30 protein-coding genes are annotated in these 24,901 nt (G+C 43.4%); 11 read left to right on the top strand and 19 right to left on the bottom strand.

What is annotated here, in order from left to right; genetic code table 11:
* Nucleotides 1–239: 239 nt before the first annotated feature.
* A complete protein-coding gene (locus VKA52_RS07600) occupies nucleotides 240–1,169 on the top strand; it encodes an LCP family protein (RefSeq protein WP_326314867.1) in 930 nt (309 codons plus the stop codon).
* A gap of 39 nt (nucleotides 1,170–1,208) precedes the next feature.
* Here the strand turns inward: VKA52_RS07600 and fabF are convergent, their stop codons facing one another.
* A complete protein-coding gene (gene fabF / locus VKA52_RS07595; protein WP_326314865.1) occupies nucleotides 1,209–2,450 on the bottom strand; it encodes a beta-ketoacyl-ACP synthase II in 1,242 nt (413 codons plus the stop codon).
* Between the two features lie 18 nt (nucleotides 2,451–2,468).
* Complete coding sequence (locus tag VKA52_RS07590; protein WP_160911995.1) at nucleotides 2,469–3,407, bottom strand: beta-ketoacyl-ACP synthase III; 939 nt, start codon at nucleotides 3,405–3,407, stop codon at nucleotides 2,469–2,471.
* Between the two features lie 193 nt (nucleotides 3,408–3,600).
* Between VKA52_RS07590 and VKA52_RS07585 the strand changes: the two genes are divergently transcribed.
* Nucleotides 3,601–3,777: a hypothetical protein gene (locus VKA52_RS07585; RefSeq protein WP_160911993.1), complete on the top strand. Its 177-nt coding sequence runs from the start codon at nucleotides 3,601–3,603 to the stop codon at nucleotides 3,775–3,777.
* 89 nt (nucleotides 3,778–3,866) lie between these two features.
* On the opposite strand, the gene VKA52_RS07580 is transcribed toward VKA52_RS07585, so the two are convergent.
* Nucleotides 3,867–4,823, bottom strand: coding sequence for a BMP family ABC transporter substrate-binding protein (locus VKA52_RS07580; RefSeq protein ID WP_326314883.1), 957 nt, complete (start codon nucleotides 4,821–4,823; stop codon nucleotides 3,867–3,869).
* Between the two features lie 87 nt (nucleotides 4,824–4,910).
* Nucleotides 4,911–5,432, bottom strand: coding sequence for a hypothetical protein (locus tag VKA52_RS07575; RefSeq protein ID WP_326314862.1), 522 nt, complete (start codon nucleotides 5,430–5,432; stop codon nucleotides 4,911–4,913).
* Between the two features lie 135 nt (nucleotides 5,433–5,567).
* Between VKA52_RS07575 and VKA52_RS07570 the strand changes: the two genes are divergently transcribed.
* Nucleotides 5,568–5,744: a YjzD family protein gene (locus tag VKA52_RS07570; protein WP_160913714.1), complete on the top strand. Its 177-nt coding sequence runs from the start codon at nucleotides 5,568–5,570 to the stop codon at nucleotides 5,742–5,744.
* A gap of 194 nt (nucleotides 5,745–5,938) precedes the next feature.
* Entirely contained in the window at nucleotides 5,939–6,757 is an 819-nt protein-coding gene (locus VKA52_RS07565; RefSeq protein ID WP_326314860.1) for an undecaprenyl-diphosphate phosphatase, read from the top strand.
* A 72-nt stretch (nucleotides 6,758–6,829) separates the two neighbouring features.
* Here VKA52_RS07565 and moaD read toward each other — a convergent pair whose 3' ends face one another.
* The 5 genes from moaD to VKA52_RS07540 form a co-directional block, all read right to left on the bottom strand.
* Complete coding sequence (gene moaD / locus VKA52_RS07560; RefSeq protein ID WP_160911987.1) at nucleotides 6,830–7,063, bottom strand: molybdopterin converting factor subunit 1; 234 nt, start codon at nucleotides 7,061–7,063, stop codon at nucleotides 6,830–6,832.
* Nucleotides 7,060–7,521, bottom strand: a complete 462-nt coding sequence (locus VKA52_RS07555) for a molybdenum cofactor biosynthesis protein MoaE (protein ID WP_326314857.1) — start codon at nucleotides 7,519–7,521, stop codon at nucleotides 7,060–7,062. Before VKA52_RS07555 ends, moaD begins: the two co-directional genes overlap by 4 nt.
* Nucleotides 7,518–8,036 carry a molybdopterin-guanine dinucleotide biosynthesis protein B gene (gene mobB, locus VKA52_RS07550; protein WP_206947945.1) on the bottom strand — a complete coding sequence of 173 codons (519 nt, stop codon included), beginning with the start codon at nucleotides 8,034–8,036 and terminating at the stop codon, nucleotides 7,518–7,520. The genes VKA52_RS07555 and mobB overlap by 4 nt, the downstream gene beginning before the upstream one ends.
* A 168-nt stretch (nucleotides 8,037–8,204) precedes the next feature.
* Nucleotides 8,205–8,489, bottom strand: a complete 285-nt coding sequence (locus VKA52_RS07545) for a metal-sulfur cluster assembly factor (RefSeq protein ID WP_089654274.1) — start codon at nucleotides 8,487–8,489, stop codon at nucleotides 8,205–8,207.
* Nucleotides 8,490–8,593: 104 nt separating this feature from the next.
* Nucleotides 8,594–9,358, bottom strand: a complete 765-nt coding sequence (locus tag VKA52_RS07540; RefSeq protein ID WP_326314855.1) for an alpha/beta fold hydrolase — start codon at nucleotides 9,356–9,358, stop codon at nucleotides 8,594–8,596.
* A 183-nt stretch (nucleotides 9,359–9,541) separates the two neighbouring features.
* Here VKA52_RS07540 and VKA52_RS07535 point away from each other — a divergent pair, with 183 nt between their 5' ends.
* The 4 genes from VKA52_RS07535 to VKA52_RS07520 all read left to right on the top strand — a co-directional run bounded on the left by VKA52_RS07535 (nucleotide 9,542) and on the right by VKA52_RS07520 (nucleotide 11,875).
* Complete coding sequence (locus tag VKA52_RS07535; protein WP_326314853.1) at nucleotides 9,542–10,360, top strand: Cof-type HAD-IIB family hydrolase; 819 nt, start codon at nucleotides 9,542–9,544, stop codon at nucleotides 10,358–10,360.
* A 95-nt stretch (nucleotides 10,361–10,455) separates the two neighbouring features.
* Nucleotides 10,456–10,602, top strand: coding sequence for a hypothetical protein (locus VKA52_RS07530; protein ID WP_202412394.1), 147 nt, complete (start codon nucleotides 10,456–10,458; stop codon nucleotides 10,600–10,602).
* Between the two features lie 2 nt (nucleotides 10,603–10,604).
* A complete protein-coding gene (locus VKA52_RS07525; protein WP_089654266.1) occupies nucleotides 10,605–10,814 on the top strand; it encodes a DUF3813 domain-containing protein in 210 nt (69 codons plus the stop codon).
* 515 nt (nucleotides 10,815–11,329) lie between these two features.
* Nucleotides 11,330–11,875: a DUF6944 family repetitive protein gene (locus tag VKA52_RS07520; RefSeq protein ID WP_326314850.1), complete on the top strand. Its 546-nt coding sequence runs from the start codon at nucleotides 11,330–11,332 to the stop codon at nucleotides 11,873–11,875.
* 32 nt (nucleotides 11,876–11,907) lie between these two features.
* On the opposite strand, the gene VKA52_RS07515 is transcribed toward VKA52_RS07520, so the two are convergent.
* Together VKA52_RS07515 and VKA52_RS07510 are read right to left on the bottom strand one after the other, a co-directional pair.
* The gene (locus tag VKA52_RS07515; RefSeq protein WP_326314848.1) at nucleotides 11,908–12,333 is read right to left on the bottom strand and encodes a hypothetical protein; all 426 of its coding nucleotides are present in this window, start codon (nucleotides 12,331–12,333) and stop codon (nucleotides 11,908–11,910) included.
* Between the two features lie 17 nt (nucleotides 12,334–12,350).
* A complete protein-coding gene (locus VKA52_RS07510) occupies nucleotides 12,351–13,178 on the bottom strand; it encodes a DUF2785 domain-containing protein (RefSeq protein ID WP_326314846.1) in 828 nt (275 codons plus the stop codon).
* A 133-nt stretch (nucleotides 13,179–13,311) separates the two neighbouring features.
* Between VKA52_RS07510 and VKA52_RS07505 the strand changes: the two genes are divergently transcribed.
* A complete protein-coding gene (locus tag VKA52_RS07505; RefSeq protein WP_160911972.1) occupies nucleotides 13,312–13,575 on the top strand; it encodes a NifU N-terminal domain-containing protein in 264 nt (87 codons plus the stop codon).
* Nucleotides 13,576–13,602: 27 nt separating this feature from the next.
* Here the strand turns inward: VKA52_RS07505 and VKA52_RS07500 are convergent, their stop codons facing one another.
* Both VKA52_RS07500 and VKA52_RS07495 read right to left on the bottom strand, forming a co-directional pair.
* Entirely contained in the window at nucleotides 13,603–14,502 is a 900-nt protein-coding gene (locus VKA52_RS07500; protein ID WP_326314843.1) for a BsuPI-related putative proteinase inhibitor, read from the bottom strand.
* A gap of 63 nt (nucleotides 14,503–14,565) precedes the next feature.
* Nucleotides 14,566–15,414 carry a YitT family protein gene (locus VKA52_RS07495; protein ID WP_160911968.1) on the bottom strand — a complete coding sequence of 283 codons (849 nt, stop codon included), beginning with the start codon at nucleotides 15,412–15,414 and terminating at the stop codon, nucleotides 14,566–14,568.
* 180 nt (nucleotides 15,415–15,594) lie between these two features.
* On the opposite strand from VKA52_RS07495, the gene VKA52_RS07490 reads away from it, so the two are divergent.
* On the top strand, nucleotides 15,595–16,455 hold the full coding sequence (locus VKA52_RS07490) for a DegV family protein (RefSeq protein ID WP_326314840.1): 861 nt from the start codon (nucleotides 15,595–15,597) through the stop codon (nucleotides 16,453–16,455).
* 130 nt (nucleotides 16,456–16,585) lie between these two features.
* Nucleotides 16,586–17,497 (top strand): DUF4349 domain-containing protein, encoded by a 912-nt coding sequence (locus VKA52_RS07485; protein ID WP_326314838.1) that lies wholly within the window; start codon nucleotides 16,586–16,588, stop codon nucleotides 17,495–17,497.
* Between the two features lie 35 nt (nucleotides 17,498–17,532).
* Here the strand turns inward: VKA52_RS07485 and VKA52_RS07480 are convergent, their stop codons facing one another.
* From VKA52_RS07480 to nagE, 6 genes are all read right to left on the bottom strand, one after another.
* A complete protein-coding gene (locus VKA52_RS07480) occupies nucleotides 17,533–18,945 on the bottom strand; it encodes an alpha-amylase family glycosyl hydrolase (RefSeq protein WP_326314836.1) in 1,413 nt (470 codons plus the stop codon).
* Nucleotides 18,946–19,299: 354 nt separating this feature from the next.
* Complete coding sequence (locus VKA52_RS07475; RefSeq protein ID WP_326314835.1) at nucleotides 19,300–20,013, bottom strand: SIS domain-containing protein; 714 nt, start codon at nucleotides 20,011–20,013, stop codon at nucleotides 19,300–19,302.
* A gap of 10 nt (nucleotides 20,014–20,023) precedes the next feature.
* Nucleotides 20,024–20,746 (bottom strand): phosphonate metabolism transcriptional regulator PhnF, encoded by a 723-nt coding sequence (gene phnF, locus VKA52_RS07470; RefSeq protein ID WP_326314833.1) that lies wholly within the window; start codon nucleotides 20,744–20,746, stop codon nucleotides 20,024–20,026.
* Nucleotides 20,747–20,751: 5 nt separating this feature from the next.
* On the bottom strand, nucleotides 20,752–21,489 hold the full coding sequence (gene nagB, locus VKA52_RS07465) for a glucosamine-6-phosphate deaminase (protein ID WP_326314831.1): 738 nt from the start codon (nucleotides 21,487–21,489) through the stop codon (nucleotides 20,752–20,754).
* Nucleotides 21,486–22,670 carry an N-acetylglucosamine-6-phosphate deacetylase gene (gene nagA / locus VKA52_RS07460; protein ID WP_326314829.1) on the bottom strand — a complete coding sequence of 395 codons (1,185 nt, stop codon included), beginning with the start codon at nucleotides 22,668–22,670 and terminating at the stop codon, nucleotides 21,486–21,488. Before nagA ends, nagB begins: the two co-directional genes overlap by 4 nt.
* Nucleotides 22,663–24,600, bottom strand: a complete 1,938-nt coding sequence (gene nagE / locus VKA52_RS07455; RefSeq protein WP_160911952.1) for an N-acetylglucosamine-specific PTS transporter subunit IIBC — start codon at nucleotides 24,598–24,600, stop codon at nucleotides 22,663–22,665. Before nagE ends, nagA begins: the two co-directional genes overlap by 8 nt.
* Between the last annotated feature and the right edge of the window lie 301 nt (nucleotides 24,601–24,901).

Here is a 24,901-nt window from a genome sequence, read left to right as displayed (position 1 = left end):
CCCCTCCGGCTCGTCCTCCTATTGCTATCTTATGAAAGCAAATGCTTTGTCATGCGGTGAATTCCTCTTTAAATCCTAGTCTTTACTTCATTGGAAAGAACAGGTACATTTAATAACAGACAGACTTTAATAAACAAGCTTTTTTATGGGTTGATTTTGAAAGGATGATGACGGTGTCTCAGTCGAGATCCTTGCGGAAACGCAGCAGGAGAAGGCGAAAACGCAAGCTTTTTATTGGTATGTACGCACTTATCTTTTTACTAATCATCAGTTATTCCGGGTACGAGTACTTGGCAGGTAAGCATCAGGCGATGAGTCAACAGGCTTCCGCTGCTGAAAGTATTGATAAGGTGGAGACGGTCGAAAGTGTGTACAAAGAAGAATTTAACGGAAAAGACAATGGAGACGGGAAAATGACCGTTCTTCTATTAGGGGTTGATCAGAGAGGCTCAGAGATTTCAAGAACGGACACGATCATGGTTGCAGAATATGATCCCGCTGAAAAAGAGGCGAAGGTCGCTTCTTTGATGAGAGACCTTTACGTAGATATCCCCGGACACGGTTACAACAAACTGAATGCCGCCTTCGCTCTAGGCGGACCGGAACTCCTTCGCGAAACTATTGAAGTAAATTTTAGAATTGAAACGGAATACTACTCAATTGTAGACTTTCAAGGGTTTACACAAATTGTGGATACTCTATCACCGGATGGAATGAAAGTGGATGTAGAGAAGAACATGCAGTACCGCTCCGGGGATGGAACGACAGACATTCAATTAGAAGAAGGACCACAGACCCTGAACGGGAAAGAACTTCTTGGATATGTGAGGTATCGAAGTGATGCCCGAGGGGATTTTGCCAGAGTAGAGAGACAACAAAAGGTTATACAACTGATGAAAGAAGAGCTTCTCTCATTCCAAGGAGTTATGAAAGCTCCTCGTTTAATTGGAAACCTCCAACCATATATTGATACGAACCTCGGTGGTAGTAAAATGGTCCAAGTCGGTAAAGATCTTTTGCTGAACCCTGTGGAGTCAATGAATATGATCAGCATCCCTACAACCGATAACGTATGGGACGAACGTAAGCCTTATCCAATCGGCCTGGTGCTAAACCACGATGAGGAATCTACGAAACAAACACTGCAGCAATTTTTTGAACAAGAATAAAGAAAACCCGATGTCTGGGTGGCAGACATCGGGCTTTTTTTATTCTTCGAACTTTTGGAAAATCAGACTAGCATTGTGACCGCCAAATCCGAGCGAGTTACTCATCACAGTAATGACCTCTTGTTTACGTGCCTCATTCGGAACGTAATCAAGGTCGCACTCCGGATCTGGAGTTTCGTAGTTAATCGTCGGAGGCAGTATTCCGTCGTTGATTGCTTTTAATGAAATGACCGCTTCAACCGCTCCTGCAGCACCTAAAAGGTGACCAGTCATGGATTTCGTTGAAGAAATTGCAAATTTATTCGCATGCTCTTGGAATACGGTCTTCGCAGCATGAGTTTCGAATTTATCATTCAGCTCTGTAGACGTTCCGTGAGCGTTCAAGTAATCGATGTCTTCCGGTTTCATACCCGCATCATCAATCGCTTGTCTCATCGCACGAGCCGCTCCGTCTCCTTCAGGTGCCGGTGAAGTGATATGATAAGCATCTCCTGTAGAACCATAGCCTTTCAACTCGCCATAGATTTTCGCTCCACGTTTTTTCGCAGATTCCAGTGTTTCCATAATGAGAATGCCTGCTCCTTCTCCCATAACGAAACCATCACGGTTTTTATCAAAGGGACGGCTGGCTGTTTGTGGATCTTCATTGAGAGATAATGCACGTGCAGCGGCGAATCCTGCAAATGACATTTTATTCATAGGTGCTTCAGTTCCACCCGCAATCATAATGTCAGCATCTCCGCGTTGAATCACTTTAAATGCGTCACCAATTGAGTTGGCACCAGAAGAACAGGCTGTCACTGTACAGGAGTTAATCCCTTTCGCGCCAAGTGCAATGGATACCTGACCAGCTGCCATGTCCGGAATCATCATAGGGATGAAAAACGGACTGACTCGACGATAACCTTTTTTCTGGAACGTTTCGAATTGAGATTCATACGTGCCCATTCCACCAATTCCAGAACCAATCCATACACCTGTTCTTGGAGCGACATCTTCTGTAATCTCAAGCTTTGCATCTTCCACGGCCATATGAGCAGCGACCATCGCATATTGGACGAACGGGTCCATGCGACGTGCATCTTTACGATCCACATAGTCAGAAGGATCGAAGTCTTTCAGTTCAGCTGCCACATGGACAGGGTAGTCTTCCTTGTTCACTTTAGTGATCTCCCCGACACCGGAGACACCATTTTTAATATTGTTCCACATTTCTTCTACTGAATTACCGACAGGAGTTACCGCTCCCATTCCGGTAATGACAACACGATGTTTATCCATCATTCCATTCCTCCTTGGTTACTTCCCCCATCGAAGGGCAACGGCTCCCCATGTGAGGCCGCCACCAAATCCGACAAGAACCACTAAATCATTATCTTTTATCTTACCTGCCTTCACGTCCTCTGACAAAGCAATCGGAATAGACGCTGAAGAAGTATTTCCATAACGCTTCACCTGTGTGGACATTTTTTCTTCAGGGATTCCTAAGCGTTGTCTGGCTGCTTCCATGATTCTTATATTCGCCTGGTGTGGCACTAAATAGTCAACATCCTGCTCACTCAGCCCAATTTTTTTAACGACATTTACCGAGGATTCAGGCATTTGCCTTACTGCGAACTTGAATACTTCCCGGCCATTCATGGACAATGTGTCTTCAGGTGTCTGATATAAATGAGGTCCGCCTGCTCCATCAGCCCCCAGTTCAAACGAAAGTATCCCCTTGTCATCACTTACCGGTCCAATGACAGCAGCTCCGGCTCCATCACCAAAAAGGACGCAAGTATTACGGTCCGTCCAATCCGTGATCTTCGAGAGTTTCTCAACCCCTACAACAAGTACATTTTTGTAGGCATTCGTTTCAATGAATTGTTTAGCCGTAATGACTCCATACATGAACCCAGCACAGGCGGCACTCAAGTCCATAGCTGCTACTTTGTTAGCACCAAGTCTATGTTGCAGCATGGTCGCAACAGATGGGAATGGTGTATCCGGAGTAACAGTAGCAACGAGGATCATATCAAGTTCCTCTGCTTTCATATCTGCATCTCTTAAAGCTTCTTCCGCTGCACGAAAAGCTAGATCAGAAGTATCCATTTCGTCTGAAGCGATACGACGTTCCTCAATTCCAGTTCGCGTACGAATCCACTCATCACTCGTATCCACCATTTTCTCCAAGTCTTTATTCGTCAGCACTTTTTCCGGCGCATAGTGTCCAATGCCCAAGAATCCTGCATTCATATATTCATCCCCTTAAAGGTAATATCTAATATCAATTCTTATGACTTGGTACTAATTTTAATTCATCTTGGACCAATCTGCAAGTTTTGAAAAAGTCCATCCTGGAACCTGTACTTCTTTTTCATTTCTGTGGTACCTGCCTACAAAATACAGGGGGATCTCTCATAAATTGTAGCAGAGGAGGTGTGCTTGTATGGGCAAAAGAAAATCATCCCCATTTGATGATTTTTGGGGGTTCCGTCAGCCAGAAGAAGATGAAGGGAAGAAAGAATCACAGCCAAAACTCAATGATCTCTTCCAAGAAGCTTCAAAAACATGGAAGTCTGTATCACCAATGATTAAACCTATGATGGATAAATTCAAGAAATAAACATCCAACTTCTTTTAAAAATATTGTTCATATAAGTGATCGGACTTCATATGGATTCAAAAGAAAAACCTCTGAAGCAATGATATGCTTCAGAGGTCTTTTTCAGGGAGCTCTCCCGTTTCTTTATAAGTTTCTACGACTTCCGTCATTCTACTCTGGAAGTCTTCTGGAATACTTGGACTGTATTCCCCCATCTTGATAGCGCCTTCCTGAAAATCGAACGTAAGCATTTCTCCAGGTAAGTCTTCATTCATGTAACGCTCCATCGCTAATTTATATACTTCATCAACCTTTTGTACAGTACTCGTGAGCACCGTATTTTCAGCAACAACAGATTGATCCTCTACATAACCGATGGCATAATTGCCGTCATTCTGTGCCTGTTCGATGACCGCCACATTAAAAACATCTCCTGCCGGGTAAAAAACATCCGCACCCTCTTCTTTCATGGATTCATAATACATGAGGGCCATCTCCGTATTTTCCCAGCTGTTTGTCAGTGAAATATCCACTTCGGAATTCGGGTTTTGATACATGACACCTTCGTAAAACCCTTCAATTTCCGGCTGCCATTCAAATGCTCCAATAATTCCAACACGATCCGTTTTTGTCATTTCACCAGCTACCATGCCTGCGAAAAATCCCATCGCTTGCGCATCAAAATTGAGACTTGTTACATTTTCTGCTGAGAATTGGCCATTAAAATAGACGAAATCCATTTCCGGATAAACCTCATGCAATTCTCTGAAGTGATTTCCATATAAGCTGCTATGGCCGAAAATGACATCAATGCCCTTAGATGCAAACTCATCGACGGCATTGACTGTATGTTTATATGTGCGTATGCCCTCTTTAAAATAAATATCTACTCCATATTCTTCCTGGATTGATTGCAATCCTTTGTACCCTTGCTGCCCCCATGCTTTGTCATGGATGGTCGTTTCGACAAGCATGCCGACCTTTATATCTTTTTTATAATCCGGAAGACCTTGACATGCAACAAGGAAAAATAATAGAGAGAGGATCATGATGGACTGTAATTTCACATTCAAGCACTCCTAAGTACCTACTTATATCCTCTCCCTATTCTACATTTTTTTCATCACAAAAGTAAATGACCAACATGGAAAGCTCTAGAATTTACGAAGCAGTTGCTCACACCGCCACAAAGCCTCCACTCTTTCGAGGATGGTATCCTTGTCTTCGACTCGCTGCTCTACACGAAGCGGTTGCTGATTGAGGAACATGCCGAGGAATGCCTCAATGAAATCTCCAACATAGGTCGCCTTGTGCTCCATGATCCATTGCACGAACTCCCCTTTTTCCTTTATCCCTGTTTTCCCTATGTCCATCCATTCGCCATAGAGAAGAGGAATTTCAATCCACTCGCTCTCTTTATCTCCGTGCCTCAGCAGCAAGCCGTTATCGACTAAATCCACTTCCCACTCATCATTCGATTGTTGAATGTGATTTTCTTTATCGCTTCGTTGAAAAAAATGTTGAAAATTACTGTTCCTCCCGACATACATATATAAGAGATCACTCTTCGGATCCTCGATGGGGTCAATACCGATGACTTCGATCCCTTCTTGAAGAAGATTTGACGTCAAATGATATCCAATCCAATGAAAGCAAGGGTTAACGGTCACCATCATAGGCTATCCTCCTCTTCCTTGTCTTCCTACATTTTATTCAATGAATCCTTCAATCATGAAGCGATTTCATATTTCCTTTTCCTGTACTCTCTGATAAGATAAGGATAGATTGTGTAAAAAATGAGGTGAATAATGATGCGGATGATTTGGACAATCATTTGGGCTTTCCTATTGAGCTTCATGTCCGCTTATGTAGTCAGCAACATGGCTGGGAGCAGTTTCTCTTTCTCCCAAGTCATCATTATGACAATTCTTTTCACCCTTGCTGCAGTTGTTCTTGGGGATGGAATCATCAAAGAAGAAGAAGCATAAGCCACACTCAAGCGTTGCTATCCTTCGGGAGGCAACGTTTTTCATTTGGAAAATGATGAAATCCTCCTCTAGCCACAAAGAGAAGGTTCCTATATAATCGGAGAGTGCGTGAACATCATCACAATTGTTCTATCAACACATACGAAAAATATAGATATAAAAAGGAATACAGATGGGCAGGAGGAACACGTAATATGGAACAACTATGGTTGATCATTAAATACTTATTTCTGGGGATTTTTCAAGGGTTTACAGAACCCATACCGATTTCATCCAGTGGTCATTTGGTCATCGCACAGGAATTACTGGGGATTGAACTGGAAGGTCTTACATTTGAAGTGCTTGTGAACTTTGGGTCTCTCGTAGCAGTTTTAATCATTTACCGGGAAGATCTCATGAGATTGATTCAAAATGGATTCGGATACTTATTCAATCGCAGCCAACGCCATCAACAGCAAAAAGATGACTTTGATTTCATTATCTACCTGATCATAGGTACGATTCCCGCGGGGGTGCTTGGCGTTCTTCTAGGAGATGCTATTGAAGTTTTATCTACCGTTCAAACGGTGGGGATTACCCTCATTATTACAGGAATTGCCCTATGGCTTATTCGTAACTTGAGAGGACGTAAAGGCGACGGACAATTGACGTTGAAAGATGCTTTAATTGTAGGAATTGGACAAGCGGTCGCACTTATCCCAGGCATCAGCCGCTCAGGAGCGACGATTGTTGCTGCAATGTTTTTAGGCATGAAACAGGAAACTGCGCTCCGTTTTTCCTTTTTATTATTTATCCCAGTCAGTCTGGGAACGATGCTACTATCCATTGAAGATGTGATTAGACATGCCAGTGATGAAAATGCCTGGTTTGCCTACATCATGGCCTTTGCGGGGTCTGTAGTCGCTTCGTATTTCTCATTAAAGTGGTTCATGGGCATCATGGCTCGCGGTAATTTGAAGTATTTCGCATTCTACTGTTTTATCGTCGGCGGACTTGTAGTGCTATTCTTATAAAGACAAAAAAGCCAGTACAACTCTAAGGATTGTACTGGCTTTTTCTAATGCACCCAGGCTGGATAGAAGGAGTTATCCACCACTGACCGGAGGAATAAAGGCAATCGTATCTCCCTCTGAAATCGTTGTATCCTCCGGCGCAAATTCTTCATTGATTGCCATCATACAGCTAGTCACTTGATCGAGAGAATATTCAGAGCGTACTTTTTCTTTCACTTCTCCTAAAGTCATTCCGGCAGCTGCGAGTCTCACTTCATCCGTCCCAATCGCTTCCTTCAATCCCGCAAAAAATAAGAGTGTATTCATTTAATTTCCTCCTTTAACGGAACTCCCGGCCGCACCTCTTTTTGGTCTCCAATCCACTCTTCACCGTCTTCCCAATGCTCTTTTTTCCAAATCGGAACAATCTCCTTAATTCTCTCAATTGCATAACGACTGGCTTCATAAGAGTCGTTCCGATGTGGTGTGGAAACAGCGATCATTACAGCAATATCCGTAATATCAAGACGTCCAACCCGGTGGGCAATGACTACTTGCGCGCTCGGCCATTGTTTTTCAATTTCTACGGCGATTTGTTCCAGTTTCTTTTCAGCCATCTCTTTATATGTTTCATACTCTAGATAAAGGGTTCGTTTACCTTTCGTAAATTCCCTAACTGTGCCAATAAACGTATTTATGGCACCAGCTTCTCTTCTGATTACCCTTTTCGTCACTTCTTCAACCTTAAGAGGTTCAGTTGTAATCCAACAACGTTCCTCCATCATGCCCCCTCCTTCGCTAAACGATAGACTTCCGGTAAGCGCTTTCTCCACTCTCTGAGCGGTATGGCAGGTAAGGATACTTGGTTCATCAAGCGTTCATCCCAGCAAATGACTAATTGGATATTCGTCACCTGACCAAGCAGAGGCAGGTCCTCTTCCCTTTTTATAATGACAGCTTTAGGAAAGTGTTCCTGTTTGTATCCTTCAACCGCTATTAAATCCGGAGAAAAATGCTGATATATCTCAACAAGTTGTGTCAGTGGGAAATCATCTTCATGTGATAATTCAAGCTGGAACCTGCGAGGGCTGTCCACCCCTGTCATAAAAGCGCCTGATTCATGCAGACGGTAACTATCTGTATCAAGATGCATGACCTTCAGCGGTTCCTCATGACCATGATGCTTAATTGCGGCGACTTTCTCTCCTCGATCCGTGCCATAGGCAATCAAATCTGAGAGTAAAGAGGTCTTTCCACTGTTTTTGTACCCGACAATCTGAAAAACCGGCGTTTCGGCCATTCGTCTTCCCTCCTTGGTAATCACTCGCACATGTACAATGACAATGGGCTTGGATGATGTGCACTGGACCGCGAACGGAACAGAAAAGGCAACCGCCGGATCTATTTTCCTTTGTCTATGTAAAAACCCCTACCGTCGTTCACACGGCAGGGGCATAATTTCCATAAATCAATCTGGAATTCCAAGAGCTATCTTCGCATAACGACTCATACGATCTTTGGTCCAAGGTGGATTCCAAACGATGTTGACCTTAATTTCATTCAATTCAGGCAAGTCAGCGAGAGATCGTTTAACATCCTGTTCGATATGACCCGCAAGCGGGCAGCCCATCGCAGTTAGTGTCATCGTTACCGTTGTATCGCCATTGTCATCTATATCGACGCCATAGACCAGACCTAAGTTGACGATATCAATGCCGAGCTCCGGGTCAATGACATTCTCAAGGGCACCCATTGCATTTTCTTCAAGTGCTGTTGTACTCACATTAGTTCCCCCTTCACAATTCTTCAAACTCTATTATAAACAAAATTTCAAAGAGAATAAAATATTCCCACTGGTTACAATACTAACTCCAACCAATTGACCATTTCGAGCACGGCAAAACGACTGACTTTATGATCACGACCGACCTCTCTCAGAAACCGAATGTTCTCAGGATTCTTGTATTGATCGATGGCTTCATTATAAAAATCATAGGAATGCTCAAATGGAACAACCGGATCCGCATCACCATGCCAGAAAAACAATGGACGTCCATAAAGTTTATCCATTTGCCTGGAAAGGTCAATCCCTTCAAGTGACTGGTATAGTTCCTCAAGGTCTGCTTCTTTCAAAGGAAGTGTGACCCCGGAATTCTCAACATCCTGTATAAGCTTTTGGGCAAATTCAACGGGCTTGGGTGACCCCATCATAACAGCAGAAGCTTGAATCCATGGATACATGGTCAATGCAGCACTCGTCGTAATACCACCCATCGACGTTCCACCTACACCGATGCGTCGATCTTTGATTAGGTCCTGTCGATCGAGTTCATCTTTTATATCTTGAAGCTCTTTTAAATTTTGATACACGATATCCCAAAACTTGAAGTTCAACTCCTGCTTTGGCAGCTCTTCGTCACGCTCGCCATGATGAGCGCTATCAGGCAGAATGACCCGATAGCCCTTCTGTGCAAGGAGATAAGCTTGAGGCAAGTTATGCTCTTTTGCGGAAGTAAACCCATGGAAGTAAACGAACACGGGCAATGGCTGGTCTTGTTTCGTCGAATCGACAACAGTTAGAGCGGGTACATTTTTATAAGTATTACGGTAAATCCCAATCATTGTTCCTATTTCCTTTCTGCAAAAACTTTACGTTTTGTTTAAGATGTGTTTATAAATAGTATATATAATATGTATCGTAACACTGCCATCTTTAATTGGAAAGTGTTAGGTTAACACAAGGGAAATTCTTTACAATCCACCGTTCTCCCCGATAAACTATACATACAAATGAGGTGAAGGATTATGGAACGACATCTGATTGCTTTAGATTTAGATGGCACATTATTAACCGATAATAAAGTCATTAGTGAAAAGACGAAGAATACCGTCCTCAAGGCTATGGAACAAGGTCATATCGTCGTCATAGCGACAGGCAGACCACACAGAGCGAGCATTGATTATTATCATCAACTCGGGCTTGAGACACCAATGGTCAATTTCAACGGGGCCCTGATTCACCATCCGAAAGACCACCGTTGGGATGCCATTCATTCACCTTTAGGGATCCGTACCGCTCATAAAATCATACACACCTGCCAGGAACTCGGTGTTAAGAACATTCTTGCTGAAGTGAAAGATGAGGTGTACCTGGATCAATATGATGAGGAAATCATGAGTATTTTTCAAACAAAAAATGATCCGATTACTGTCGGTCGCCTTCAGTCAAACTTGAAAGATGATCCGACATCCATTCTCATCCATCCGGAAGAAGAAAAAATCCAAATGCTTCGCAAAGAACTGGACGATCACGCTTCTCTGATCGATCACCGTAAATGGGGCGCTCCTTGGCACGTCATTGAAATCGTGCGGGCAGGTATGAACAAAGCTGTCGGACTAGATAAGATCGCCCGTTATTTCCACGTCCCTAAAGAACGCATCATTGCTTTCGGAGATGAAGACAATGATTTTGAGATGATTGATTATGCCGGTGTCGGTGTAGCAATGGGAAATGCTATCAATGAACTGAAAGATCTCGCTAACCACGTCACCCATTCGAATGAAGACGATGGAATAGGTGCCTTTCTTGATGACTATTTAAAAATAAACAAACATGCCATATAAGGTACAATTTTCCTAGCGTAAAAAAACAGCCCTCTTGCCATACTAAGCTTGAACGTGAAAGCGTTCAGGCTTTTTTATGACAGGAGGGTCTTGTCATGGAGCAGCAAAAGAAAACCAATCGTAAACAGGATCGCTGGACAGAAGTTCGAAAATTCGACGAGAGCGAGATGGAGCCAAAAAGGCTTTCAGAAGCGGATCGTAAAGAAATCGAATCAGACCAGCATACGGTAGGAGGGTTTTAACCATGGAGAAAAACCTTTTTGAAAATGCACGCGATGCGGTCAACCGTTTCACCCAAAAACGTGGGGGCAAACACGACGCGACTAGCCAACATGATATGGAAGCCGCGAAACAAGCGATTCAGTCTGCCTATAGCCAATGTTCTCAAGAGGAGAAACAACAGCTACAGCAGTTTGAACAAGAAGTGGAAGCTCATCACAACAACTTACGATAACCATCGTAGAAGATCAGGCCGGTCAACGGCCTGATCTTTTTTAATATGGCCCTCTTTTCTTGAAGACTCAGTTCCGAAACTTTTGTTGAATGCATACTTAGACTCCTCCGACTGCGTACTGCGGGATCTCGCCAGGCATTTTATTCCTCCTAGTTATCAGGTTCCGGCATATCTAAATACATCGAAGCGCCCGATTGTGCACTCAATCGGGCGCTTCGATGTATTTAGAAAATCATTAGGGGGTACTCATTATATACCCGGAAAGACAAGTTTATAACTCATAAACTACACTCAAACGAAAACACTTATTATTACCCATAGTTCTTCAACATTATGGCAAAGTTTAGAGGAGTCCTTATTGAGACAATCCAGGGTTCGTTGCCCGAGTTGAGCGACAGGGGGGCCGGTTGCACCCCTTTCCCGAAAGTGGTTTCAGTTGCTTTAGACTATCCTCGCCTTTTCCTTATCACCTTCAGTTCCATTCTGGAGTACCATAAAGAGAGGAGGAATAAACCATGGGTAGTAAAAACAATAAAACCCTCACCGGTTCCTGGATTGTTGCAGCAGGGACAGTTGCTTCAGCCGTAAATGCGTCGATCAATGCCAATACAGGTGACGATGGTGAAGGGCTTGATCTCATAGGGAATACACTCCAGGCCACTGGAAATGGAGTCATTGCGGATGAATCAGACTCCACCCTCTCTGCATCAGGAAATATCATTCAAGCAACTGGAAACTCAACCATCATTTACAGTATTCTAGGGAATTTAGATAGAAGAACCAGTCTGAATCTGGTTATAAAGGGGAATTTGTTACAAGCACTGGGAGGGACTATTGGGTTTTCAGAAACTTACGAGGCGGAACCTTCTTTGACGAATGTTTACAAGTTAAATGGAGATCTATTACAGGTCGTTGGAAATTCTATTCAGGCGATTGCTGCAGGACGCGAATTGAAAGAAATGGACGCCAGCCATTTTGCTGCACTTGGAAGTTGGATACAGGCGATTGGAGCCATCATTGTAGCCCTTGCTATCACGAAGCAGGAATGGAGTAGAGCATAGAATACATAAAGGCCGGGAGAATTCCCGGCCTTTTACTTGAATCGATAATAAGACTTTTTCAAAGTAAATGCATATAGGACATGCCCAATCAACCAATATAATATCGCTGTCCCGTCTGTCAAAGCAGGGGTCTCTTTAATGGCTAGGATCGTTAGCGGTACATAGGTCGTAGCAGCAATGGCTGTAAGGAGAATGGCAAGCACCCACCGGTTCCGATTGGTTTCCTTCAACTTACGCATAAAGGCATAACTATACAGGATCCCAATGATCCAGGATATAACCATGTGGAAAAGCCATTCCATCAAAACCGGCCAATCAATGTTACCTATGACCGGGATAAAGTCCACATTCATAAGCAGTGTGTACACTTTCTTCCCCGTTACCTGCTCTACAAACCACATATACAAACCAAGAACAATTCCTGATGTTGTTCCTATAAAGACTCCCCATCGAATCATAAGCATCCTCCAAGGTTTTAGTAAGCTTCCTGTTTCCTAAGTTCCCTTAATAGCATCTCCAAAACCTGCCTGAGCTCTCGATAATCCCCTTCAAGCATACGAAAGTAAAGAGCCCTCATAAAGTGCTTGCTGTTATTGATGATGATATCTTCATTCGGGTCCTGCCAGCTGTCACGCATATAAAGCAGTGTTTCCAGCCACTCTACCCGCTCGGCATGGCTGATCTTACCAAACATTTTCATAACCGCGGTCACCATCCGCTCTTCCTCGTCAAAAAGATACGGATGATCAATAAGAAACTGCTCTCTAATCACTGGCAGCATCTCAAGAATTTCTTCTTTTGTAATTTCTTCACAGGCAGCCACACTGTAGATGGCATCAGCTGCATGGGCCATGGCATGTGCCCATCCTTTATCTTTCACATACCCGCGGTGATCCTTTTCTTGCTGCATATACTTTTTCAAATGGTCCCATACACGATGGACTTCTTCTTCCTTTAAAAAAGGTGAATCTCTGTGTTTTTCCATGATGGGCGAAATTAACAATACAGAAAAACTACGTTTAAACACGGCATCCTCTTCTTTTTTAGAGGTGCCTATCCGGTAGAATAAATAATTTTTGTTCAAAACCGACTGTAGGATATTCTTTAATTGTTCATTTGTATAATGACCTCGTTCAATAAACTTCGTGAATATGGAATGGATCAAATCATCTCGCAGAACAGGATGGACAGATCCGATTTTTTGTAGCATCATAGTGGTGAGCTCTTGTAAGTTTTGACCTTCAGGCAGCGTGTAATCATTATCCTTGATCGGCTGTAACACTTCAATCAGTCTTGATTCCATCGCACACACCTCCTAAACATTGCTCTCATTGTACCACATATGATGGCTAATCATGTAACTAGGTGGTTCATAGTTTTGAAGGTTATTATTTTTTGATAGAATAAGAAGAGACGGAATAGAGGAGGATACTTTAATGGCAATTCAAGTACAGGAAACACCCAACCCTAACGCGCGAAAATTCACGACTGAGTCTATGATTTTTCAAGGAGACGGAAGCGTCTCTGTCATGCCTGGTCAAACAAGCGAGCATAAAATTATGAACGATTTGATGGAACTTGACGGCGTCGATAACGTTTTCGGCTTCCAAAACTTCATCACAGTCAATAAACTCCCGCAGGCCGAATGGGATGAGTTGACTCCCAAAGTGATGAGTACACTAGAAGAATACGGCTATTAAAAAAATCCGCCATGATGGCGGATTTTTTTATTGTTCCGGTTGGAAGTTTTCTAATGGGATGTAATTCACGTTGGTCGGACTTCCATCTTGTGCACTTTCTTCAAACAATGTAAGGGTCAGAGTCCCAAACATCGGAAGGTCTTCTTCGGGAATATCAATCTTAAGCTCAAATGCAGACCATGAAGGGGCACCTTCATCGACTTGGAAAGCTGTTGGTTCTATTTGCACATTATGACCGTCTTCTACACTGTATAGGAAGCTTCCTTCAAACACACGCGCCTCCCCATTAACTACATAAGAACCATTTTCTCCTGTGATGGTTAGATCACGAAAAGCCTGGCCATCTCCATCATGGTGAGACGTTGGTGCTTCTTTTTCAGATCCCTCTCCCTTTTCTTCGTCCTCTTCAATGGTAAAGCTTTGAGTCACTTGGAAAGGATTCGCTTCTAAAGGTTGATCATTGATGGTATTCACAAGAAACGTCATGGTCGCCTCATATGTTCCAGTTTTTTTAATCCCCGTCCACGTTTCTTTCACATCAAAGACATCTCCTTGTGCCAACTCTTCTGTCGTCAATGCCTGTGTGAACATTTTATCAGCAGAGAAGGTGTACACACTTTCTCCTGCTTCATTCTTCACCTGCACTTCATACTTTTGACTGGAAGTAAATCCAAGCGTAACCGGCTCTTCCCCTGCATTTTCCAAGGAAAAATTGAAGGTTGCGGTGTCTGATGTCGTGTCAACCGTTGCGTCCATAGCTATTTGTTCAATCAAACCTTCCATATCCACCTCGGGTTCCTGTTCAGATGGTTCTTCCGTCATTTGATCATCCTTTTCTTCTCCACTTGCTTCATTTTCTGTTTGATTAGCACATGCTGCTAACGACAGCATCAGGGCTCCTAACAAAATGGCCAAAAACTTTTTCATGACCCCACTCCTCTATTCTTTTCTATTTATTTCATGAGTCGTTTGTTTATGAAAAAAGTTACACTATTGGTCATCTTTTCTAAAGAAGCCGAAAATACCTGTGGTTTGGACAATGTTCGTGAATGCTTGAGGGTCGACTTCCTGAATAATATGCTGTAAATCATAAAGTTCATATCTTGTGATAACCATGACGAGCATATTCTTATCCTGCTGAGTGAAAGCTCCTCTTGCTGGCAATGTAGTAATTCCACGCACCATGTGCCCATGGATCGCCTTTTCCAAGTCGGCTGCTTTCGATGTAATGATCATCGCCGTCAGCTTCTCGTGACGTGTATGAACAGCATCAATCACCCGTGTAGTCACATACAAAGTCAGCAACGTATAGAGCGCATTCTCCGGTTTGTACAATAACCCTGCAATCGCAATAATTGCACTATTAAGTATAAGAAAATAAATGCCGATCGGGCGGTCCTTCATCCGGGACAATACCATGGCTACAATATCAAGACCACCGGTGGAAGCACCCCACTTCAAGGTAATTCCAACACCCATTCCGCCGATGACTCCACCAAACACAGCGTTCAAAATGATGTCCTCAGATAATTGCTGGACAGGAATCAATTCAAGAAATAGTGTGGTAAAAGCAACTGATATGGCGCTGTAAACGGTAAACCCCTTTCCTACCTTCAACCAACCAAGAATAGCGACTGGAATGTTAAGTAAGAATAGTAGAATACCTGTACTAACCGGTATGCCGGCGAAATCATTTAAAATACTTGTGAGCAACTGGGCAACCCCTGTAAACCCACTCGCATAAACATTTGCTTCAATCAAGAATAAATTCAGCGAAACCGCATTTAACACGGCGCCGAACAGAACAATCAAGATACGTTTTATTTCAACAGTAAACACAAGCGGACCTCCTAGCCTAATTTCATCTATTCATTTTTATCACCGTAGTAGAGTAAAATCAAGATAATTTTGGTAGAATCGTGTAAAGTTTTGTCGGATAGTTTGCAATAAGTATATTTTGACTATCTCACGGTTTGTGCCTAAACTAAAAGTACATCCTAAAAATAGAAGGTGACGCGTATGCATGTACAAGTATTGTGTGATTCTGCAAGTGATTTAAACCAAGATATGTTCCAAAAGCTTACTGTCCATTCGCTTCCTTTAAAAGTCATCATTAACGAAGAAGAATATGAAGACGGAATCGACATCACTCCAAAAGAAGTCTACGAACGGATGCGGAATGGGGAAGCACCTAAAACCGCCCAAGTATCCCCACAAGCTTTTCGAGAAACGTTCACTACTTTAGCTGAAAAAGGCCAGCCTTTCATTTATTTTGCTTTCTCTTCCGAACTATCAGGTACATACCAAACGGCAAAAATGATTGAACAAGAGGTGAAAGAACAATATGAGAACGCCCAATTCGATGTCATTGATACAAAAGCCGCTTCCCTTGGCTACGGATTGGTAGTTCTTAGGGCTGCAGAATTAGCGAAAGATGGTGCATCCTACAATGAGGTTCTTGAACTTGGACAATACCATGCGGCTCATATGGAACACATCTTCACTGTCGATGACCTGGAATACTTACAGCGTGGCGGTCGTGTGAGCCGAACGGCTGCATTTGTAGGCGGTTTGCTGAAAATCAAACCTCTCTTACACATGGAGGACGGAAAGCTCATTCCTCTTGAAAAAATCCGCGGGTCAAAAAAAGTATTAAAGCGCATGCTCGAAGTCATGGATGAGCGTGGAGCTGATCTAGAAAACCAACGCATAGCCATCAGCCACGGTGACGACCTTGAGAGAGCCGAGCAACTCGCAGATATGATTAAAGAAACCTACGGAACAAAAGAAATTCACATTGATTATGTGGGAGCGACAATTGGAGCCCACGCCGGACCAGGCACCATTGCCCTATTTTTCTTAAATGACACTTATAAATAAACATTCCCAAATAGATGTAACCCTACTCCCTTAATTACGACTAATAACTAAAGGCGCAGGGAGGTTGGGGTGCTCTTTCTATGGAGCGTTCCTTCTTCTGCCTTGCTAAGTCTAATTAGGGGGGCTTTTTATGTACAGAAAAGGATTACCATTCCTACTTATTTTCACCCTCATCATGCTGCTTGCCGCATGCAGCGGAGAAGACAGCACCGAAGAATCCACCAGCGAAAGTAATTTAGACCGTGCCAATGACTCGATGAACACAGTGGCAGAAGATGCATCAAAAAATGGACTGGCCGATGCACCTGAAGAATCGGAAAATGTAACGGAGCAAACGGAAGCTCAGCAGGAAAGAATGATGATTTACGAAGCACACATCGACCTTGAAACCAAAGATTTCGATAAGTTCCAGCAAAAGCTCCAGACACAAATGAATGAACATGAAGCTTATATGGTGGAAACGAATGTACAAAAGACCGAACGTGGGAACAGACAAGGTCATATTCGCATTCGGGTACCTCAACCAAATTTTGAAGACTTACTAAGTGGGTTCGAAACGATATCAGATCAAATCAAATCCAGAAATGTCAACAGTAGAGACGTGACAAAGAATTACGTGGACCTTGAATCCAGGTTAAAAGCAAAGGAAAAAATCGAAGGAAGGCTTCTAAGTTTCTTGGAAGAAGCCAGCGCAACGGAAGACTTAGTGGAAATATCCCAGGATCTTGAACGTGTCCAATCAGATATCGAATCTCTTAAAGGAGAGATGAACTACTTAGAAAATCAAAGTGACTTTTCCACCATTACTGTTTCCTTTACTGAAACCAAAGTCCTCGTTGGTGGAGTTGATCAAGGAGACTTGAATACTTGGGAACGGACAAAGCAAGCCTTCTTCAACAGTATCAATGGGATTGTCAACGTCGCTTCCTGGTTGTTCGTAGCAGCCATAGGTTACTCTCCAATCCTTGTACCGGTCATCCTCATTGCCTTGGCCATTTGGATATGGCTTCGAAAGAAAAAAAGCGAATCTAATGAAAAATAAACAAAAAACAGGCCTTAGCGAGGCCTGTTTTTTGTTTATTGTTTATCTGCTTTACGATTCTTCAAGCTGATTACTGTGACCGCTATAACAAATAAAGAAAGTACTCCACCAACGAACCCTATAAACAACCAGTTGTAGCCACTATTTGGCTCAACAATGAAGACATCGGCTGTTTCACGTTCCATTCCTAGCCGGTAGGAGCCATCACTTTGCTGACGGACAAGACCATCATGAAGCAAGCCCCTCAACTGGTGATCATCCTCCAGTCCTTCCAAAGTCGTTGTTCGGGTTTCTTCCGCATTATTGATGGCAATAATCATGGCATTACCTTCATAGGTGCGTTTGAAAACGGCAAGTCCATCCTCATTATACAATTCGCGGTAATCTCCTCTTGTGAGGGCTGGAAACTGCTCTCTCATCGAAGTCAGTTTTTCTATCCGTTTTTTCAGCTTTTCATCCCCGGCCTTAAAATTCATCATCGGGAGGTTTTGTGGATCTCCCCCATCATCTATCGGGGTTTCCGTTCCATAATACAACACAGGAATGCCCGGTGCCGTAAATGAATGTGTCAAAGCCAGCTGCCACCTGGTGATAGGATTTTGTCCTTCTTCAACAGCTTCATGTGTAAAACGGGATACATCGTAAAAGTCCAGCTGGTGCGGCTGTGTATGATTCTCTTCTACTAAAAGATCGTTTAAAGAGTTTCCTGCTTGACTAAAAGCTTCTCTTGTCACCGTTCTGAACAAGTGATCTTCATCGATCGATGAGGTGTACACAATTAGTGGACTATCCTGTAAGGACGTTTCACTTAAATCCGAACCATCCGTGATGATCCTGAAACCATCTACCCCTGTTTCTTCTTTCCAAAATTCCATCGTTTCGTTGAAATAAGCGGCTACACTTTCATCATTCACATCAACCTGAGGCAATTGATTAAACCAGGGGTGCTCGTTTACTACCTCTTCCCCTGTCAACCACTCTGACCTTGCCTCGTTCTCTGTCCACGGATGGTTTTCAGACACAAAACCAATAGGAAGATCAAAAATCACTTGGATATCACGCGCATGAGCCTCTTCCACCACTTGTTTCGCTTCTTCAACTGTTCCGAAATGCTCTTCCACATTGCGGAAGTCTGAAACATGGAAACCGTGGTAGCTATCTTCATCATTCTGCATGATCGGGGAGAGTTGAATCGTAGTAAATCCCAATTCTTTTATGTAATCCAATTGATCGACAATTCCTGATAAATCACCGCCATGGTAAGCGTTTGAAACTTCCAGATCTACGCCCTCATTATTGTCCATGTCTCCGTTCATAAATCGATCGACAACAATATAATAAACGCTTTCATCCTGCCATTGCTTCTCTCCGTTTTCTTCAGCTTCTGCCGCCAAAGGCAACCCAAGCATAAACGGGAGGCATGCCAACAGTAGTATTGCTCTTTTCATCTTCCGTGTCCCCCTTACAGATGTCATACCTCATTCTAGAGTAGCCTTTCCCACCTTCCTCCGTCAATCTCCTGTCCGATTCTCCATGAAATTGACACAGTTCTCCCCCTCTCAAAAAAAAACAGACCTACGATAGGTCTGGATGGAGCTGATTCAAATCGCAAATATATTAACTGAAAATAAGCTCCCTTTCCTTGAAGACTCAGTTTCGAGACGATTGTGTGATTCCAGTGGCTCCGGGAAAAGGTTCGCTTTCCAGACGCCCCTTCCGCTCCTCCAAGGCAACGAACCCCAGAAACATCTCGAAACTGAGTTTTTCACAATCCTACAATATTACTGAATAATAATATTTCTCTAGAAAGAGATACGTTTGTAAGCTTCCATCATGTTTTGGTTATGTTGATCAGAACCATCGACATTCCCGCTTTTGAAAACAGGAGGTGCTTCACCACTTTCTGCTATTCTCTCAATCGTTCGCGTCATGAGTTCGTGTAAAATCCCTGCTCCTACTACAGAAGAAACTGGAGAATAAGATCGATCTCCTTTGTGCATAATCGTATCTCCAACTGGAACTTCCATGTCAATGACATCATCGACGACATCCTCAAGCCTTGAGTTACTGGGATGACGGGACGGTTGACTTTCTTTATAACCGAGAGAGGTTAAAGCCAAGGTGTATAAACCTTTTTCTTTACAAAAAATGGCTGTTTCAATAGGAGCAGGATTGCGACCGGAAGTAGAAATAATCAGGACAGCATCTTTTCTCTGCAAGTCTTCTTTTTCCAAATACGGTTGAACTATTCCAGATTTACGTTCATTTTCACTCGCCTGCCTTGCTCCTCGATGCAGCATTAATTCTTCAATCCAGATAGGATGCACAGGTACAAGTCCTCCCGCCCGATAGAAAACATCCTGAGCAAGTAAACTGGAATGACCACAACCAAAGGTATGGATAACCCCTCCTGCCTGAATGGTTCTGGAGAGGTTTTCACCAACTTTCTCAAAGTTATGGAATTGGGAAGAATCAATATCCAACAATTTCTGGGATACTTTTGTTAAATAGCTCATCTTGAACTCCTTATCGATCAATATCCGTGATAAATTTATACCGATCGGCACGATAGGTGGATTTAACGACCTCAAAAGGAACACTTTGAGCAAGGAAACTTTTCCGTTCGATATGAAGCACTGGGGAATGAGGAGAAATATTCAAGTGTTCTGCTTCTTCCTCATCGGCAGCACGTGCTTCGATGATCTGGCGTGCCTGACTGATGGCCATGCCTAAATCGTGCTCTACATACTGATATATGGATCCATGCACAATATCTTCCGTCAAGTTCGGCAGTAATTCATGAGGCATAAAAGTGGTTTCGATGGCCATTGGTTTGTCCTCGGCTATCCTTATCCGCTGAATACAGTACACTTTTTCCTCTTCTTCCAGATCTAGTTTTTCCCGGATATCTCTTGGAGCTGCAATAACATCAAAGGCCAGCAGCTGACTGCTCGATGACATTCCCCTCTGCTTCATATCTTCCGTAAAACTTGTTAACCCTTTCAGCGGTTGTTCAAGTTTCTTTTCTGCTACATATGTCCCTTTTCCCTTTTCACGGTATAGGACACCTGCGTTCACCAAATTTGTTACTGCCTGTCTTACAGTCATACGACTGACTTCAAAACGCTCGGAAAGCTCCCGCTCGGACGGGATCATTTTACCGATCTCAAACTCCTCTTCTTCTATCTTTTGTTTCAAGTACTCTTCAATCTGATAATACAATGGTAACGGAACGTTTTTCTTTAACAAAGGATTCATCCTTTCCGTTGAACTTTCTTATACGCATCTTCATCTACCAGTAAAGTAATGTCATCGTGACTTTTTAATGAAGAGGCAGGAAACTGCTCATCAAGCTCCCCTTGAATCAGTTGGAGAATGGCCTCCGCTTTTCGTTCACCGGAAGCCAAAAGAACAATTTTACGGCTTTTTAATATGGAACGGATGCCCATGGTAATCGCCTTCGTCGGCACGTCTTCCATAGATTCAAAGAAACGGGCATTGGCTTCCCTCGTTGACTCAGTCAGGTGTACAATATGCGTCTCACTATCAAACGAAGTGCCAGGTTCGTTAAATCCGATATGTCCATTTTCACCAATCCCCAGGAGCTGTAAATCAGGGGGACCAATCCTGTCAATCACATTTTCATAACGCTTGCATTCTTGTTCCAGATCTTCGCTCTTTCCAAAAGGTATGTGCGTGTGTTCTTGATCAATATTGATGTACTGGAACAAGTGATGATCCATAAAATAGCGGTAGCTCTGAGGATGTTCGGGAGCCAGACCTACATATTCATCTAAATTGATTGTCCTTATACGACGAAAGTCTGCACGGTCCTCATTATAGCCCTTAATCAATTCTTTATAGGTACCTAGAGGCGTTCCACCTGTAGCTAAGCCTAGCACAGTATCCGGCTTTTTTGTGATTTGTTCTTCAATGATTCGGGAAGCCGTCTGACTCATTTCCTCATAATTTCTTGCAACAATGACATTCATGATACTCCCCCCTTCCCATCATAACTAATCACTCCACGACAAATCGTTGTCACTACACAGCCTTCTTCATCTAATAGGACGAGATCTGCATCTTTCCCTTTGGCAATACTCCCTTTCCGATCATAAACCCCAAGCTCCCGGGCTGCATTAGCGGAAGTCATTTTAACTAATTCATTTAGACCCACTCCAGCAAAGGTGCGCATTTTCCGTGCCGCTTCTTCCAATGTTAGAATACTGCCTGCTAGCGTGCCATCAGAAAGGCGGGCTTCTCCATTTTTCACAGTCACATTTTGTCCCGCAAGATCATAGGTGCCAGAAGGTAGACACTTGGCTCTCATCGCATCAGTGATCAGAATTGTTCGATCACTTCCAAGAACCTGATAAGCTAAGCGGACCGCTTCCGGATGGATGTGGATGTGATCGACAATCATTTCCACGAAAAGGTCTGGATTCGTAAAAGCAGCTCCAACTAAGCCAGGTTCCCTATGGTGAAGACCACTCATTTGATTGTATAAATGTGTCACATGGCTCGCGCCTTTTTCAACCGCATCGTTCGCTTCCGCCAAAGAAGCTTCGCTATGTCCCAAGGAACAAATCACACCTTTTCCCCTGACCTCTTCAATAAAAGGAAGAGCACCTTTCAATTCAGGGGCCAAGGTTACGAGTTTGATCTGCTGTTGACTTTCGTTCTGCCATTGCTCGAAAAGGGGGAGGGAAGGTTCCGTAATGTGTTCCAAAGGCTGAGCCCCTGCTTTAGATGGTGAAATAAAAGGCCCTTCGAGATGAATCCCAAGAACTTCTGCTTGTCCATTCCTCTGCTGTTGTTCCATATATGTCCCCGCATTTGAGACCGCTTGAGAAATTCTTTCTCTGGATTGCGTCATAGTTGTGGCCAGAAAACTCGTCGTCCCTTCCATGGGGAGCTGAACGGCCACCCCATGCAAAGCTTCTTCAGTAGCGTCCATCACGTCATGACCATTGGCCCCATGGATGTGTACGTCAATGAAACCTGGTAGGAGAGTAAGGTTTCTACCATGCCCATCAATGACAGGAGCCCCGTCCTTAACAATGATTTCTTCCTGAATTTCTTCTATTTTCCCCTCACTTACCCTTACACTACCAGAGGGTATGGTCCTATCTTCCATAACAATGGTTACATTCGTAATGACCAAATCATTCATTTCCTTTGCCTCCTTCCTCTATTTTCATTACCCCTTTTTGTCCCTGTTCCAGGTATCCTTCTTTAAGAAGTTCCACGTTTGCTCCTTCCGCATTCGTGAAAATAAACGGAGTTACGACAGACGGTGCATTCGCTTTGACAAAATCAAGATCCACACGCAGCAACGGCGTTCCCTGTTCCACCTTTTGTCCAGATTCAACAAGTGCTTCGAATCCTTCTCCATTTAGCTTAACGGTATCCAAACCAACGTGAATCAACATTTCCATTCCATTCTCCAACTCAAGCCCGATGGCATGTTTCGTCGGGAAAACTTGAAGGACTTTCCCGTTCACAGGCGAATGGAAAGTACCCTCTGACGGATCAATGGCAAACCCTGGTCCCATCATCCCTTTGGCAAACACTTCATCCGGGACTTCAGAGAGAGGAAGAACGTTTCCATTCAACGGCATTTGAAAATCTTCTTCTTCTACTTTTCTTGACGGAACCTTTTTTGACTCTTGTTCTTCAAGTGGAATTTTCTCATCCGTGACACCTTCAGGAGAGCGATATCCATGTTCCATTTGTTTCTTCATTGCATCAGCGACAAACTCGACAGAAGTACCCACAATCACTTGTAGATTCCTTTTACCAAGTTTCATGACACCGCGTGCCCCTTGACGCTTCAACTCTTTTTCATTGATTTTGTCCCGGTCTCTCATTTCAAGACGAAGTCGAGTGGTGCAATAATCCAACGTTTCTATATTTTCAGGACCACCTAACGCGTTTAGATAATAGGAAGCTTTCGCATCGTAATCACTGCTTTCTGTTTCAGTAACTCCCTCTTCCACTTCCTCGTCTTCTCTACCTGGTGTTTTCAAATCCAGTTTAACAATAAGGAAGTAGAAAATTACGAAATAGACCGCTCCCATAAATAAGCCGATTAAAATCAGAGTAAACGGATTCTGCGCAATGTTGTAGTTCAGTAAATAGTCAATTAATCCTGCTGAAAAACCGAAACCATGTCTGACATCAAATACAAAAGCAAGGATCATAGACACACCGGTCAACAAGGAGTGTACGACATATAAAAGTGGAGAAAGGAACATGAAAGAAAATTCAATTGGTTCGGTAACTCCCGTAATGAAGGAGGTTAAACCGATACTCAAAAACATTCCTCCAACTGCTGCTTTTCTCTCTTTTTTCGCCGCGGCATACATAGCTAGGCATGCAGCCGGCAGGCCGAACATCATGACTGGGAAAAACCCAGCCAGGAAGTAACCAGCGGAAGGGTCCCCATTTAGGAAGCGATTGATCTCTCCGCGCACAACTTCACCGGCCTCTGTTGTAAATGTACCGAAATCAAACCAGATCAAGGCATTCATAACGTGGTGTAAACCGACCGGGATAAGCAGACGGTTCAGCACGCCATAGACACCTACGCCCAGTTCTCCCCCGTTTAGAATCCAGTTTGCCGTTGAATCAAGGACGGCTTGTGGATACACCCATATATAGCCGAGTACAAAGGAAAGAACGACCATAACTGCTGATGTGATGATTGGAACGAAACGCTTCCCACCAAAGAAAGAAAGGAAGTCCGGGAATTTCACATCATTGTACTTGTTGTACAACATCCCGGCGATGACACCAGCTATCACACCGGCAAAAACACCCATATCCACGTCCTTGTTGATCGCCTCTATTCCACCATCAAGGACCAAATAACCGATGGCACCTGCTAAAGCAGCTGCGCCATTCCCATCTTTGGCAAAACCCATCGCAATACCGATAGCAAATATAAGAGCCAAATTTCCGAGTATCCCGTTACCAGCTGCTGTAATGAACGGAATATTCAACATATCTTCCATCCCTAACCGCACCAGCAAAGCCGCAGCCGGCAATGTAGCGATTGGGAACATTAATGACTTACCTATTCGTTGTAAAAAACTTAGCATTGTCGCTAACCTCCTTCAAATTGAAAACGTTTTACTGAAGTCATCTTACCACCATGTTTTATAGTTGTCTATACCAGTAAATGATGTTTGAATATTCTATAAAAACATCAATCAAATATTCTCCTTACCTACATTTTCTACACATTTCTACGATTTAACCTTATTAAAGAAAATGGCAGGTTTCTTGAAGACTCAGTTTCGAGATTCTTGTGAGAGTTTAGGGCTCCGGGAAAAGGTTCGCTTTCCATGGGGCGGGCGGTGAGCCTCCTCAGGCTACGCCTTCCGGGGTCTCACCTGTCCC

The organism is Halobacillus sp. HZG1, from assembly GCF_035818575.1.
GTDB lineage: Bacteria > Bacillota > Bacilli > Bacillales > Halobacillaceae > Halobacillus > Halobacillus litoralis.
Note: the sequence above shows the minus strand (reverse complement) of the source record. Positions and strands in the feature narration are given on the sequence as shown.